At 43.5% G+C, this 14,279-nt stretch carries 15 protein-coding genes and 1 other RNA gene; 7 read left to right on the forward strand and 9 right to left on the reverse strand.

All coding sequences use genetic code 11. The annotated features are described in order from the left end of the window. Positions 1-56: 56 nt before the first annotated feature. A complete protein-coding gene (locus tag AC58UU_RS01800) occupies positions 57-1,211 on the forward strand; it encodes an MFS transporter (protein WP_497312423.1) in 1,155 nt (384 codons plus the stop codon). 46 nt (positions 1,212-1,257) lie between these two features. On the opposite strand, the gene AC58UU_RS01805 is transcribed toward AC58UU_RS01800, so the two are convergent. The 5 genes from AC58UU_RS01805 to AC58UU_RS01825 form a co-directional block, all read right to left on the reverse strand. Continuing rightward, the gene (locus tag AC58UU_RS01805; protein ID WP_057306978.1) at positions 1,258-1,494 is read right to left on the reverse strand and encodes a Sec-independent protein translocase subunit TatA/TatB; all 237 of its coding nucleotides are present in this window, start codon (positions 1,492-1,494) and stop codon (positions 1,258-1,260) included. Positions 1,495-1,624: 130 nt separating this feature from the next. Then, positions 1,625-1,819 carry a hypothetical protein gene (locus tag AC58UU_RS01810; RefSeq protein WP_047686161.1) on the reverse strand — a complete coding sequence of 65 codons (195 nt, stop codon included), beginning with the start codon at positions 1,817-1,819 and terminating at the stop codon, positions 1,625-1,627. 129 nt (positions 1,820-1,948) lie between these two features. Beyond that, a complete protein-coding gene (locus AC58UU_RS01815; protein ID WP_497312426.1) occupies positions 1,949-2,770 on the reverse strand; it encodes a YitT family protein in 822 nt (273 codons plus the stop codon). 179 nt (positions 2,771-2,949) lie between these two features. After that, positions 2,950-3,639 carry a DUF4247 domain-containing protein gene (locus AC58UU_RS01820; protein ID WP_497312428.1) on the reverse strand — a complete coding sequence of 230 codons (690 nt, stop codon included), beginning with the start codon at positions 3,637-3,639 and terminating at the stop codon, positions 2,950-2,952. Positions 3,640-3,689: 50 nt separating this feature from the next. Next, complete coding sequence (locus tag AC58UU_RS01825; protein ID WP_307440463.1) at positions 3,690-4,226, reverse strand: DUF4178 domain-containing protein; 537 nt, start codon at positions 4,224-4,226, stop codon at positions 3,690-3,692. A gap of 280 nt (positions 4,227-4,506) precedes the next feature. On the opposite strand from AC58UU_RS01825, the gene cshA reads away from it, so the two are divergent. From cshA to ssrS, 3 genes are all read left to right on the forward strand, one after another. Then, positions 4,507-6,120 (forward strand): degradosome RNA helicase CshA, encoded by a 1,614-nt coding sequence (gene cshA / locus AC58UU_RS01830; protein ID WP_281366890.1) that lies wholly within the window; start codon positions 4,507-4,509, stop codon positions 6,118-6,120. Positions 6,121-6,486: 366 nt separating this feature from the next. After that, the gene (locus AC58UU_RS01835; RefSeq protein WP_497312431.1) at positions 6,487-7,332 is read left to right on the forward strand and encodes a YesL family protein; all 846 of its coding nucleotides are present in this window, start codon (positions 6,487-6,489) and stop codon (positions 7,330-7,332) included. A gap of 50 nt (positions 7,333-7,382) precedes the next feature. Next, a non-coding RNA gene (gene ssrS / locus AC58UU_RS01840) (6S RNA) lies at positions 7,383-7,564 on the forward strand. A gap of 57 nt (positions 7,565-7,621) precedes the next feature. On the opposite strand, the gene xylB is transcribed toward ssrS, so the two are convergent. Both xylB and AC58UU_RS01850 read right to left on the reverse strand, forming a co-directional pair. Next, positions 7,622-9,139 carry a xylulokinase gene (gene xylB, locus AC58UU_RS01845; protein ID WP_497313130.1) on the reverse strand — a complete coding sequence of 506 codons (1,518 nt, stop codon included), beginning with the start codon at positions 9,137-9,139 and terminating at the stop codon, positions 7,622-7,624. Positions 9,140-9,288: 149 nt separating this feature from the next. Then, positions 9,289-9,783: a GNAT family N-acetyltransferase gene (locus AC58UU_RS01850; RefSeq protein WP_497312433.1), complete on the reverse strand. Its 495-nt coding sequence runs from the start codon at positions 9,781-9,783 to the stop codon at positions 9,289-9,291. A 160-nt stretch (positions 9,784-9,943) separates the two neighbouring features. On the opposite strand from AC58UU_RS01850, the gene AC58UU_RS01855 reads away from it, so the two are divergent. Then, positions 9,944-11,290, forward strand: a complete 1,347-nt coding sequence (locus AC58UU_RS01855; protein ID WP_497312435.1) for an Nramp family divalent metal transporter — start codon at positions 9,944-9,946, stop codon at positions 11,288-11,290. A gap of 150 nt (positions 11,291-11,440) precedes the next feature. After that, positions 11,441-11,830, forward strand: coding sequence for a DUF1499 domain-containing protein (locus AC58UU_RS01860; protein WP_171690042.1), 390 nt, complete (start codon positions 11,441-11,443; stop codon positions 11,828-11,830). A gap of 120 nt (positions 11,831-11,950) precedes the next feature. Here AC58UU_RS01860 and tpx read toward each other — a convergent pair whose 3' ends face one another. Continuing rightward, positions 11,951-12,469, reverse strand: coding sequence for a thiol peroxidase (tpx, locus tag AC58UU_RS01865; protein ID WP_057306969.1), 519 nt, complete (start codon positions 12,467-12,469; stop codon positions 11,951-11,953). 162 nt (positions 12,470-12,631) lie between these two features. On the opposite strand from tpx, the gene gltC reads away from it, so the two are divergent. Beyond that, entirely contained in the window at positions 12,632-13,516 is an 885-nt protein-coding gene (gene gltC / locus AC58UU_RS01870) for a glutamate biosynthesis transcriptional regulator GltC (protein ID WP_497312438.1), read from the forward strand. Between the two features lie 53 nt (positions 13,517-13,569). On the opposite strand, the gene AC58UU_RS01875 is transcribed toward gltC, so the two are convergent. Beyond that, the gene (locus tag AC58UU_RS01875; protein ID WP_171690040.1) at positions 13,570-14,262 is read right to left on the reverse strand and encodes a zinc metallopeptidase; all 693 of its coding nucleotides are present in this window, start codon (positions 14,260-14,262) and stop codon (positions 13,570-13,572) included. Positions 14,263-14,279: the final 17 nt, after the last annotated feature.

Below are 14,279 nucleotides of genomic sequence, written 5' to 3' on the forward strand. Positions count from 1 at the left end.
ACGAAACTACGGACAGAGGAAATTTGTATAGATTTGTAGAAAGAAGGTAGCCGTTGTTGAAACTTGATAAACAAATTATTTCGTTATCTGGCGTTAATTTTTTTTACTATGCATCTAGTGCCATTTTATTGCCCTATTTACCTTTATATTTGCAAAGTAAGGGCTATTCAGCTAGCGAAATTGGACTCCTAATGATGATTGGCCCGTTCATATCCATATTCGCACAGCCATTCTGGGGATATGTCAGCGATCGATTCAACTCAGTGAGGAATATCGTATTTTTACTTTGGAGCCTTTCCTTACTGGGAAGCTTTGGTTTGTTTTTAACAAAAGGTTTCGGGCTTACACTTGGATTTATTTTAATGCTTTATTTCTTCTTGCTGCCATCCATTCCACTCATCGACAATTTGGTTGTCAAATCAACGGCGCAGCGTGGAATGTCATATGGATCCGTCCGATTATGGGGTTCTATCGGATTCTCGGGTGTTGCTCTAATTTCAGGTCTTTTACTCGAAGAATTAGGTGGAGTAGCCAACATACCTTATTTTTATTGGGCGTTATGGATCTTCCCATTTCTACTGCTTGCTTTTATCAAAGACGAGAAGGGCAGCGGACAGCGAATAACTTTAAGTGCGATCGGTACTATTTTCAAAAATAAAAACTTTCTATGGTTTATGGTCATGATTCTGATGATATCAATTCCTCATCGAATGAACGATGCACTATTGGGCTTATATCTGAATAAATTAGGGGCTACGGACTCTATGGTCAGCTGGGCTTGGGCCATTGCGGCATGCACCGAAATTCCGGTATTTGCCTATATCAATCGGTACATTCATCGCTATCACGAACTTACCATCTTAGGTCTTGTTTCGGTCTTATATATGATACGTTGGTTGCTCTACACGTTATTCAGCGATCCTTGGGTACTAATTGGTTTGCAGACGACACATATGCTCACCTTTGCTGTTCTTTGGATCGTTGCGGTACAGTATGTTGTGCGTCTGCTTCCCGAGCAATTTGGCTCAACGGGTCAATCCATTCTTGCGATGGTTTTCATGGGGCTTGCCGGTATTATCGGTGGTTCGGTGGGCGGATGGTTGAGTGAGCAGTGGGGAGGCGCGAGCATGTATGTGTTTGCGTCAGTCATTTCGGCAATAGCCGCAGTTATGTTTTTCGGTACACAAGCCGTAATGCGTAGAAGAAGCTAATGATAAATAAAAACACCCGGTAGCAAAATTAGCCGGGTGTTTGGACTTATTTCTGAACTTGTCCTGATTCGGTATTCGTGACCTCTGCAGGATTAATCTCTTTACGGACCGGTACAGGCTGATCATCAGTAGCTGTATTACCGCCATTTCCATTCGTTGCATCTTTAAATTCACGAAACATTTTGCCAAAACCTCTACCAAGTTCAGGCAGTTTATTAGGCCCAAACAAAAGAAGGGCGACAATTGCAATTAAGATGATGTGCCAAGGAGATAATGCTCCCATTCCAGACACCTCCATTAGTTTATCTTAGTACTATTATATCATGTTCTTATCATAACCTATATACCCTAATTATTACAAACTCAATAATATTGTATGAATAAAGCGATAGCTGAGCAGAAAAAGACGCCCCTTAATGATAAAGGGCGTCTTTATGATGTTCCGAAATGCTGAACTGAATAATTTCCATGACATCTTCTGCTTCGAGCGCCTCAATGCCAAACCGGAGGACGATCTCGGAGTCCAGCTCATAGCTGGTTAAGAAGGGGTACAACTCGGGTGTTAATTTCATTACAATCCTGGATAATTTGACTGTCTCCACAAGCATCACCCTTCCAATCAAAAGATTAGAATAAGAACTACGCCTGAACCACTCACGATGAAACCAGAACTATATGAAATTATTATCATTATAACACAATTCAACTTGGAATAAAGAGGCGGATTGCACGATTAATTACTTAAGCTTGCGGAATTCGCCAACGACACCAACGGTTTCAACGATATTCACGAATGCTTTCGGGTCTATCTTCTTAATAATTCGCTTTAATTCTGCGAGTTCATAGCGCGTGGTGACGGTCATTAACATATCATGCTGCTGTTTCGTATAAGCGCCTTCCGTCTTAACTAAAGTTACGCCTCTAGGGAGTAGAAGCAGCTCGTTAAGCAACTCTTCCTTTTGTTTGGTTACAATGAACGCTGTCACTTTGACATGGCGAATATGTATAGAATCTACAACTTTGCCACTAATATAGATGGCAAGCATCGAGCAAAGAGCAAGATCCCAATTTTGCTTGAAATAGCCTAGTGCAACAATGACCAGACCGTTCATGGATGAAAGAAGGGTTCCGAGAGGGAAATCAAATTTTCGAGTCAAAATCAAGCCGACGATATCAAAGCCTCCACTTGAGCCACCTATTCTTAAGGTGATACCGCTTCCTATTCCAATGAGTACTCCCCCAAAAACTGCACCAAGAATGGGTTCCTGCGCAACATAGCTTGTTGGTATAATTTGCATCAACCATGCCGTTAATATGACCGACGCTACACTGATCATAATAAATCTACGTCCAATTGAAACCAATCCCCAAATCATTAATGGCAGGTTAAACAATAAATACAAGAAACCAATGTTAAAATTCGTGAAATAACCAATAATCATGGCAAATCCAGAAACCCCGCCGCTAAGCAGTTGGTGAGGAATGAGGAACATGTTGAAGCCGACCGCGACAAGCAGTGCGCCAACTAGAATAATGAAAGCGTCTAGCGCCTTTTTCAAAACAAATCACCTCTAAAATAGTATGCAGCATAAAGCAAGTATAATTCATTCTTCTAAAACTTCAATCATAATTTACCTTCGGTCAATTAAATGGACTTTAATGGAAAATAAGGTAAACCTTTAATGATGAAAAAAAGCTGTGTCCAATTCATGGACAACAGCTTTTATAGAAGTAGTGATTAACGTCTCTTGAAGGAGCCTGTTTTCTTAGATGTACTTGGCTTACTAGTGGATGGCTTAGTTACCTTATTGGGTGTTGAACCGTCGTTTCTACGTGTTGTGGAGCCGCTTCCTGAGCTTGGGGTGCCTGTACCGCCTTTGAAGGTGCCCGTTCGATCAGAAGTTGTTGGTTTCTTATCCTTTGATACATCCGTAGTTGGAGTAGTGGCCTTACCGCCACCTGTGTTATAAGTTGGTGTCCGGGTATAGCCTTTATAGTCGTAAGGCCGTTTACTGTTGAACCATCCCCCACCGAATAAGGACTGAAGCAGGGTGGCAGTCAAATAACCTTGCAAGAACGAGGAGTCGTAATGTGATTTGGCATATTCAATACTATCGATCTGAACAAGGGTGTTTTTACTATCGCTAGGATCCTTTTGGACGTTAATGACCTTATCATTATAAACAAGGAACATTTGATCGTCAGATTCCTTGCTCTTTTCTTTCGGTGACTCTTTTGCTGCTAGTTCAGCTGCTACGGCAGGGACATTTTTGTTTTCAACTAAATAAACCTTGGAGAGATTGCTTCCTTTGCCGTCAACACTAACTAACGGATATTGATCTTTGATATAACGTCCGGCATCAGCGCCACACGCGGTAAGAAGGGCGATGATCAATAAGAAAGAAACCCATGAAGTCCATCTTTTCACTTTTCAGTAGTCCCTCCTTTCCAAACATTTCTAATGATAACATAGGTTGTCTAGGGCGTCGATTTCAAAAATTTAATCTGATTGCCCGGTGTGCGCTCTCCTTCAAGAGCAATAAATTTGCCATCCTGCCATTGGAGGAAGAAGAATCTACGGTCCGGTCCAAAATATCTCCAAAAGATGATATCATCTCCACTGCGGAAGTCGGTGTTTCCTTCAGTCCGAGTGACATCATTGCGATGAAACTCCAATTCGAAGGTAACATCTTCGTCAAGCTCCAAACGAGTAGGGACATCATTCGGGTCATCTAATGCGCCTTCAACAAAGCTGCAAAGGAAACAGTCATAGGTTCGCCCTTTTTCCACAATCAAACACTGAATATTTTTGCCGCTTTGTAAATAATAAGCGTAGCGATGTGGAGCAAACCCGCGGTCAAAATAAATGACCTTTCCGGAAACAACGTACTCCTCTAAGTCTACATTAACAATATCCCCGACTCGGGCATCTTCAAGTGGATTACCTATAGGTGTTGTTGTTGGTTCTTGTTTTTGACTACGCAGGATGCTGCTGACTCGTTTAAATATGGACATTGAAAACTCTCCTCTATTCCGTTTATTGTTCTACCTTGTAATACGTTTAGCTTATGCGTTAGGTTTCGTTCTCATTATGTAAGACGCTACTGGAAATGTGTGTATGACTTGTGCTATAATATTTTAGATGTTCTTAAGGGCGGCCAGTTGGATCATGGAAGATGTTAAATCGAAAGTGTATTCCACCAATAAAACTATAGACACGGATAGGAAGTCGTACTTAAGGGTAAAAAAGATACAAGGCATTAGCCTGCCCTGTACAAAAGGAGATTGAATATATTTGAAAACATTTCAAGAGTTTGGTTTAGAGCCAACGATTTTACGCGCGATTACGGAGATGGGCTTTGAAGAGTCCACACCGATCCAAGAAAAAACGATTCCTTTGGCTATGGAAGGCCGGGATTTAATCGGGCAAGCGCAAACAGGAACAGGTAAAACAGCTGCTTTCGGTATTCCGCTTATTCACAAAATCAATATGAAAGAAGAGCGCATTTCTGCTCTTATCATGTGTCCTACACGGGAACTTGCCATCCAGGTTGCGGAAGAGATTGAGAAACTCGGTCGTTTCAAAGGCATTCGTTCCTTGCCCATCTATGGTGGACAGGATATCGTTAAACAAATTCGTGCATTGAAGAAAAAACCGCAAATCATTATCGGTACACCGGGACGTCTACTTGACCATATTAACCGTAAAACAATCAAATTAGACGATGTGCAAACAGTGGTTTTGGATGAAGCGGATGAAATGCTCGACATGGGCTTCATGGATGATATCCAGTCCATTTTGAAATTGGTTCCAGAAGAGCGTCACACGATGTTGTTCTCTGCAACAATGCCAACCAATATTCAAAAATTGGCACAACAGTTTCTTCGTAACCCTGAGCACGTATCGGTTATCCCGAAACAAGTTAGTGCTCCATTGATTGACCAAGCTTATATCGAATTGCATGAAAAACAAAAATTCGAAGCGCTTAGCCGTTTGATCGACATGGAAGCTCCTGATCTTGCAATCATCTTCGGTCGTACAAAACGTCGGGTTGATGAATTGGCAGAAGCTCTTCAAAAAAGAGGCTATGCAGCTGAAGGTCTTCATGGTGACTTGTCCCAAAATCAACGTGATAATGTTATGAGAAAATTCCGTGACGGCAGCATTGATGTCCTTGTAGCAACAGACGTTGCTGCGCGTGGTCTAGATGTATCCGGCGTTACTCATGTAATTAACTTTGACCTTCCGCAAGATCCAGAAAGCTATGTTCACCGTATCGGTCGTACAGGCCGCGCTGGTAAAGAAGGTACAGCTTGGACTTTCGTAACACCTAGAGAGATCGATCACCTGCACTTTATCGAGAAAGTTACACGCCACAAAATTAACAAAAAACCTTTACCTAGCTTGGCTGAAGCCATTGAAGGTAAACAAAAAATGACAGCTGAGCGTATTCTTGATGTGCTTCAAAATGATACACAAGCAGAATTCAAAGGCCTAGCTATTCAAATGTTAGAGCAATATGATTCCGTTAATCTCCTTGCTGCAGCTATGAAGCTTCTGACAGGCGACAAAAAGGAAACGAATATTGAGTTAACACCAGAAGATCCGATTCGTGCAAGAAAGAAAAAATTCGATGTACGCAGCTCAGGTAGACGAGTTGGCGGTGGCTACGGCTCAAGTTCAGGATCAGGAGATCGTCGTCAAGGTGGCGGATACAGCTCTGGTGCTGGTTCCAGCAGCAGCTCGAACTCCCGTTACCCGCGTAAAGATAGCAGAGATTATGGTTCAAACAGAGAAGGTGGAAGCAGTTCATCTTCCAGAAACCGTGAGTACGGAAGCAACAACTCCGGGAACCGCGATCGTTCAAGAGCTCCTCGTAAGAGCGAAGATACATTAGTGAATAAATAAGGGGAATAACCCCAAAAAAAGAAAGGCGGAGATCCAGAAGGATCTTCGCCTTTTTACCATGGGTATATGGTTTAAATTACGAAAGAACTAGTTATTATTACGAGCAAGATGAAGAGAACCAAAATGGCACCTGCGGATGTTCCAACTGGATGAGACATAGTATCAACCTCCTGAAAAATATTTGGGGGTAGTTCTTATTGACAATACTATACTATGTAAAAGCACCTAGAACGACTAGACATCTACCTATATGTTGAAAAATAGGCTATAATTAAACCAATGTAAAAGTAAGACAACTTAAGATGTATGCGTTTTAACAATCAACGTAGAAAGTTTCCGTAAGGAAACGCTAAGGAGGAAGCTGTTTTGGAGTTTAGAGGAGTTATGGGAGGACTGTACAGAATATCGGAGTGGATTATGCGTTTGTCGGTCATTAATCTGCTTTGGATGCTATGTTCGATTCCGGTTTTCTTTTTTGCTTTTATGGGCTTGGTGAGTCCATCCGTTGATGCATTGAAGGCATCACTGCCCATTATCGCCATTTTGGCACCGTTTACTTTATTTCCTGCAACTTCCGCGATGTTTGCTGTGGCTCGGAAATGGGTAACAGGAGAAGAAGATGTACCACTTTTGAAAACATATTTCCGTGGATATAAAGAAAACTACCTGCAGAGCATGGTAGGTGGTATTTTCTTCGTAATCATTTTCGTTATCATTGCGGTGAACTACTTCTTTTATTTGAAGCAGGGGAGTTCGCTGAAACTATTGGCCGTATTGTTTATCGCTTTCACGGTCATTATTATCATTTCTATGTTCAATTTCTTCTCGATTATGGTTCATTTGCATATGAAGGTTTTACAAATTTTGAAGAATGCTGTATTGATTACCATAGGTAATCCAATCAATTCGATTGTTCTGCTGCTTTGCAACGGAGCCATCCTTTACATTTGTTTGACCAAATTTAATTTCTTCCTGGTCGTTTTCTTTATGGGAAGTATTATGGCGACCTTCTCGTTCTGGCAGTTTAACCGCAGCTTCACCAAACTCCAAACGAAGCAGCAAGAACTAGAAGAGAAGGAGCAACAAAGGTTGGCTGAAGCGCAAGAAGAGGAAGCACAAAGTGACGCTGAAGCTGTAACTGAAGGTGAAGAAGAAAGTAAGAAAGAAGTTAGCTTGCATAAAAAAGATGAGAATGAAAAGACTAGAGACTAAACCTACCAGTTGATAATCAACCGGTACGGCACTATAATAAGAACTACAAAAGAATCCTGCGATGTTCGTAACGGTTTTAAGTTGTTTTAAACCAATGACTGTTTCTAGGGAGACCTACATTGAAGTGTGGCTGACATGCCCTCGAAAGGGGACCTCAAATACACCTCTGCGGACACCCACCTGCGAGAGCGGGTTTGAAGCACCAAAACCGGACGGCATAGGCGGGTTTTTTTGTATTAAAAAGAGGTTGATCAGGTAGATTCCTGATTCAACCTCTTTTTAATTATTTTCAATGACCAGCCAAATCACTTAGTTGATGGAATGTATTCTGAAGAGTTCCATAAAGACCGCGATATATTTGATAGTAGGCTTCATACTGTTTCTGATTATCAACATTTGGTTCTACGCGATCGGTAATATGAATCCATTTCTCACAGAGTGTAGTAATATCCTCTTGCAGTACGCCGGAAGCAGCCATAATTGCAGCGCCATACGCAGGGCCGTCTGTGGAATTAACAGTAACCACAGGGATACCGAAGATGTCAGCAATCATTTGACGCCAGAACGGACTTCTGGCACCGCCGCCATTCACGCGAAGTTCGGTGACTTCAATGCCAGACTCTCGGATTAGTTGCAGTGAGTCGCGAAGCCCGAAGGTAATGCCTTCGAGAACAGCACGAGTGAGATGTGCTTTCTGATGCCGTAGGTTTAGACCGATGAAGGCGCCTCGAGCCTTCGGATCAGGGTGCGGTGTCCGCTCTCCGGATAAGTAAGGCAGGAATAGCAAGCCTTCGCTCCCGATGGGAGCTGTGGCCGCTGCAGACGTCAGGATCTCGTAGACGTCTTTGCCTTCCTGCTGCGCACGCTCAAGCTCCTCGTGCGCGAAGTGGTTGCGCCACCACTGGAACGAGCCGCCAGCGGCCAGCATGACCCCCATGCGGTGCCACTTGCCAGGCACACCATGACAGAAGGAATGAAGCCGATAAGCTTCATCTACTTGGTAGGTGTCGTCGTGAACGAAGACGACACCGGACGTGCCGAGCGCCACAGAGGCGATGCCTTGGCGTACGACGCCAACACCTACGGCGCCGCATGCTTGGTCGCCGCCACCAGCGACGACCTTGGTGCCTGCGGCTAGGCCGGTTAGACTGGCCGCTTCAGGCAGCAGGTGTCCGGCCACGTCGCCGGACTCATAGAGCGGCGGCAGCCATTCCATAGGAATGTCCAGCCGCTCAGTGACGGTCTGTGACCAGCTGCGGTGGGCGACGTCCAGCAGCAGGGTGCCGCTTGCGTCGGCCATGTCCATGCCGAACGCTCCCGTCAGGCGCAGCCTGACGTAGTCCTTCGGCAGCAGCAGATGCCGAACGCGCGCGTAGTGCTCCGGCTCATGCTGCCGGAGCCAAATGACCTTGGGCGCGGTGAAGCCGGTTAGCGCCCGGTTGCCCGTTAGTCGTCCAAGTTCGGCTTCGCCGACGGTCGACTCAATGTAAGCGCACTGCTCCGCGGTGCGCTGGTCACACCAAAGCAGCGCAGGCCGGATGACCTGCTGCGCCTCGTCCAGGAATACCGACCCGTGCATCTGGCCGGAGAAGCCAATACCAGCGACGGCTTCGCCAGCGACGCTTGTTTTCTCCAAAAGAGCGCGGATACCCTGGACTGTGGCGTTCCACCAATCCTCTGGATGCTGCTCTGCCCATCCCGGATGGGGCTGCTGAAGCGGATATTCAACGCTATGGCTGCCAATCACCTGGCCAGAGTCATCCACAAGAATGCATTTAACTGCAGAAGTTCCTAAATCTAAGCCCATGAAATACGACACGAAGATTCACCCTTTGTTGGTTAAGTTGTTGTTAAATAATTAGTTTCCTCTATATTCTTTGTTTGTTTAATAAATATACAAAGATTATTAGTTAATATATTCGCACGATATAACGGAAATCCTGCTTACGGCGATATTTATTTCCAGATTAAATTCATTTCATGCCACTGGATGCCAGCATGCTGAGAAGTGGAGGGAGCTACATAAAGAAATCCATTTTTTTCGTAGAATGAAATTAAATGCTCTTCACACATTAAAACAATACCCTTCAAATCATCTTTTCTGGCTATTTCGATGATACGTTTCAGAAGTTCAGTGGCAACCCCGCGCCGTTGGTAGGACGGGTGAACGGCTATAGTCAACACACAGAGATATTGTCCTTCCTCAGCGTGCTGTGTCTCTTGCTTGATGCTATCATCAGCTAATTCGTTATTATGTATCTTTACGCTATTGGTTACGCCGATAATTTGATGGTCTAGCTCATTTTCTGCCACAAGAAAATAGGCTCCAAATACATGCTTTCTCATCTGAAAAGCTTCTAATGAGGCAGCCGCCTCCTTTGAGAAAACAGTAGTCTCGATCTCATAAGCCTTCCTAATATCTGTATCGCTTTCAACTGGACGAATCAGCATGATCGTTGAATACCTCCTTGTTAAAACTTTCCTAAGGGAAAATGTTTTTTATATGCACATGATAGTTTACCTATAGCATAAGATAGGGGCATATAGTATAATCGTGAATAAAGTTTCCTTTGAACAACATTATTGGTCTTACGAAAGAAGAGGTAATCAGATGGGTATAGCATATAAAAAACCAGAGAAAGAGTCCACTGGATGGAAAGGCAACTCATCAATGCCTAGTCTGCCTGAAGTCCATCATAGTATGCGCGTTCCAAAGAAAGCGGGTTTTTTCCGTAAACTGCTCGCTTTTGTAGGTCCGGGCTATCTCGTAGCCGTAGGGTATATGGATCCGGGAAATTGGGCGACTGATTTAGCAGGTGGTTCTCAATTCGGATATACATTGCTTTCTGTTATTTTAATATCAAATTTAATGGCGATTCTGCTGCAAGCTTTGTCTGGCCGCCTAGGAATTGTTACAGGTCGAGACTTAGCGCAAGCTTGTCGTGATCATTATAGTAAGCCTGTTTCATTCGGGCTATGGTTTTTATGTGAACTAGCTATTGCGGCATGTGACCTGGCAGAAGTTATTGGTGCAGCGATTGCCTTACAGTTATTGTTCGGTCTACCGCTTATTTATGGAGTCATTCTTACTTCGTTAGATGTTCTTTTGGTCCTTATGCTGCAAAAAAAAGGATTTCGATACATCGAAGCCATGGTTATTAGTCTAATCGCTCTTATTACGGTTTGCTTCGTGATGGAACTTATTTTCTCAAGACCTGATTTTGCTGCTGTTGCCGTTGGTTTTATTCCTAGAACGGAAATTGTAACGAACCCAGCTATGTTATATATCGCCCTTGGTATTCTGGGAGCAACTGTCATGCCTCATAATTTATATTTGCATTCCTCTATCGTACAAACACGCAAAATCGAGCCAACGGTAGAAGGTAAACGTGAAGCGATTAAATTCGCCACAATCGATTCGACTGTAGCTTTAATGCTGGCTTTGTTCGTCAATGCCGCGATACTCATTCTTTCTGCAGCAGCCTTTCATTCGGCAGGTAAAGAAGTAGCGGAAATACAAGATGCTTATCACCTTTTGGGGCCAATGCTGGGCACAGGTGCCGCGAGTATTCTATTTGCAGTTGCGCTGCTAGCTTCAGGACAAAATTCTACACTTACAGGTACATTGGCCGGTCAGATTGTGATGGAGGGCTTCCTTAACATTCGACTCACTCCTTGGTTGCGACGATTAATTACGCGATTAATCGCGATCGTGCCCGCGGTCATTGTCATTGGTATTTATGGAGAGAGCGGCGCGACAGATTTACTCGTTCTCAGTCAGGTAATATTATCCTTGCAGCTTTCCTTTGCAGTTATTCCGCTTGTTACATTTACTTCGGACCGAAAGAAGATGGGGGAGCTTGTAACGCCAAAGTGGATGATTGTCCTAAGTTGGTTTGTGGCTATTTTGATTGCCGGCTTGAATGCTTACTTACTTTACACCACATTTTTTGGCTAATAAAATATGGAATAGAAATGGAAAATCGGGGGAGCAATCCTCCGATTTATATTTCCCCTCTTTTTCTTAAGCCTAAACAATGGTAAGATAGAGAGCAGTGTAGAAATGGCAAGTGGTCTATATGTACTTCATTGAAGGGGGAAAAGGCTTTTGCTTAAGAGAACTTTAATCGGATTACTTCGCAGTCATGAAACGACCGGAGATAAAGCCAAAGATCCTTTGCTTAAAACAAGATATTACAAGCTTCCTAAAGAACAAGTATGGGAAGAAGTCACTGCCGTTCTGAAAAAAACGCCGGGCTATAAACTTCTCCACGAAGTTCAAAATGTAGGTGAGATTCTCGCGGAACGTAAAACAGTGACTGGACGAACACAGGATGTAACGTTAACGCTATTTGGGATTAATCCCGTGAAAACCGCGGTAGACATTTATTCAGCATCCCGAGGCTCAATGGGGGATTTAGGTTCCAATTACCGTACTATTATAGATATTTATAAACAATTAGACAGAAAACTTGCTTCATATAAGATTGAAGGATGAGAAAACTCTTATCGCGGCTATTCAAAGATGAGAGACCGCGGTTAGATGAAAGTTTTATCGCTAATAAGAAACAAAAACAGCAGGGAAGCTAGGCCTCCTTGCTGTTTTATTTTGTGCGTATTAAACTAATTTTTTGACAGCTTCTACGGCTGTTTCATAATTAGGGTGAGCCGTCATTTCGCCAAGGTACTCAACGTATTGAACGGTATCATTCGCATCGATAACGAAAATGGAACGCATATCAAGTTGAAGCTCTTTGATCAATACGCCATAAGCTTCGCCGAAGGATTTTGTTTTGTAATCGGACAAAGTGATCACTTTGTCAATACCTGCCGCACCACACCAGCGGGATTGTGCAAAAGGAAGATCAACACTGATTGTAAGAACAGCAACATTGTCGCCTAGACCTGCTGCTTCTTCATTGAAGCGGCGAGTTTGTGCGTCACAAACGCCTGTATCCAAAGATGGAACAACGCTGATCAGCTTTACTTTACCAGCATAATCTGCGAGGGAAACTTGAGTCATCAAATCTTTGTTAACTGTGAAGTTAGGTGCTTTGTCACCCACTTTAATTTCAGGTCCTACCAAAGTAATCGGATTGCCTTTAATGGTAGCAACACCAGTACGTTCTTGTGCCATATGAACTGTTTCCTCCTTTAATTTCCATGCTAAATAACAACTTATTTATTATAAGCTTTTTGAACTTAGGTTGTCCAATCGTTACTGTAAGGCTATAATTTAAAATGTTTAAAGATTTTGTAAGCTCGTAATCACGTAAGAAAAGTCGGGGGATTTATCCAAGTGGAATTAAGACAATTGCAGTACTTTGTAAAAGTAGCAAGAAAGCAGCATGTGACCCAAGCAGCAGAAGAAATGCATGTTGCACAGTCGGCTGTTAGCCGGCAGATTCATCTTTTGGAGGAAGAACTGGGCATTAATTTGTTTGTGCAAAAAGGTCGTAATCTTCATCTCACCTCTGTAGGTCATTTATTCTTAAGCCGAGTCGAGGGGATATTGACAGACTTGGAACGCGCTGTTGGCGAAATACATGAATTTCTTGACCCGGAAGCCGGGGAAATTCGCATTGGGTTTCCACATAGCCTAGTCATCAATTTGCTCCCTGCTGTCGTTGCAGCTTTTAAAAAAGATCACCCTAACGTTAAATTCAGGCTCCGTCAAGGGACTTATACGTCCTTAATCCGAGATGTCTCTAAGGGAGAGATAGATCTGGCTTTCATTTCGCCATTTCCAGAATCTCATGAACATGTTTCGGGTGAAATTTTGTTAACCGAAGAGCTGTATGCGATAATTCCCTCCAACCATATCCTTGCGGATTACACATCCTTACGACTGGAGCAGTTAAAGAATGAGCCATTCGTTATGTTTAGTGAAGAATATACGCTGCGTACGATTGTGATGGAGGCTTGCTTGAAAGCGGGCTTCGTTCCGAAGATTGAGTTCGAAGGTGAAGAAACAGATACCATTCGGGGGTTAGTAGCCGCGGGTATGGGGGTGAGCTTACTTCCTTCCATGGCTTTAATGGAAAGTGGTCAAATGCAGCCAGTCAAAATTCGTGTGACTGATCCTGTAGTCACTAGAACTGTCGGTTTAATTTGCCGAAAAGGTGAAAAGCTACCCTTGGTGGCTGAAGTGTTCAGACGGTTTCTATGTGATTATTTTCAATGAAAAAAAGCTCATCTTGTGTGTGTGATTGACACCCACAAGATGAGCTTTTATGTTTAATCGTCACTATTACGGCCATTAAAGATCATGATATATTTCAGAAGTTCAAGAACGGAGATTAATGCGGCTGCAACGTAAGTAAGAGCGGCTGCATTCAATACCTTGGCTACCCCGCGTTCTTCTTCATTAGAAATGAAGCCCTCGGCGATCATTAAATCTCTGGCTCTTGAGCTAGCGTTAAACTCTACTGGCAGTGTAACTAATTGAAAAGCAACGGCTGCTGCGAAAAAGATAATACCAAGACCGAGTAGCCATGGGATCTGTTGGAAGAAGAAGCCGGCTAGTATGAGCAAAGGAGCTACACCAGAAGCGAAATTAACAACTGGGAACATGCGGTGCCTTGCGACAAGCATTGGATAGTGAACTTGGTGTTGAATGGCATGGCCTACCTCGTGACAGGCAACAGCGACAGCAGATATGGAGCTTTGGTAGTAGACTGGTTCAGATAAACGTACTACTCTGGCTATCGGATCATAGTGATCTGACAGGGTTCCGGGTACTGCTTCAACAGGGACATCATACAGTCCGTTGGCATCAAGCATGCGTCTTGCCGCCTGAGCTCCCGTCATTCCTGAGTAAATCGGAACTTTGGACCATTTGTTAAATGTTCCCCGAACTCGAAACGAGGCCCACAACGAAAGTCCGAATGCAATAATAATGAGAAAATCCATGGGATGAAAAAAGAACATTTGACATTCCTCCGTAT

Source organism: Paenibacillus sp. JT22N1 (assembly GCF_059692155.1).

Bases quoted from the DNA above. Each gene is read 5' to 3' on its own strand.
- AC58UU_RS01805 (WP_057306978.1), bottom strand. From the start codon at position 1,494: ATGGGAGCATTATCTCCTTGGCACATCATCTTAATTGCAATTGTCGCC.
- AC58UU_RS01810 (WP_047686161.1), bottom strand. From the start codon at position 1,819: ATGCTTGTGGAGACAGTCAAATTATCCAGGATTGTAATGAAATTAACA.
- AC58UU_RS01825 (WP_307440463.1), bottom strand. From the start codon at position 4,226: ATGTCCATATTTAAACGAGTCAGCAGCATCCTGCGTAGTCAAAAACAA.
- xylB (WP_497313130.1), bottom strand. From the start codon at position 9,139: ATGGGCTTAGATTTAGGAACTTCTGCAGTTAAATGCATTCTTGTGGAT.
- AC58UU_RS01850 (WP_497312433.1), bottom strand. From the start codon at position 9,783: ATGCTGATTCGTCCAGTTGAAAGCGATACAGATATTAGGAAGGCTTAT.
- AC58UU_RS01855 (WP_497312435.1), top strand. From the start codon at position 9,944: ATGGGTATAGCATATAAAAAACCAGAGAAAGAGTCCACTGGATGGAAA.
- tpx (WP_057306969.1), bottom strand. From the start codon at position 12,469: ATGGCACAAGAACGTACTGGTGTTGCTACCATTAAAGGCAATCCGATT.
- AC58UU_RS01875 (WP_171690040.1), bottom strand. From the start codon at position 14,262: ATGTTCTTTTTTCATCCCATGGATTTTCTCATTATTATTGCATTCGGA.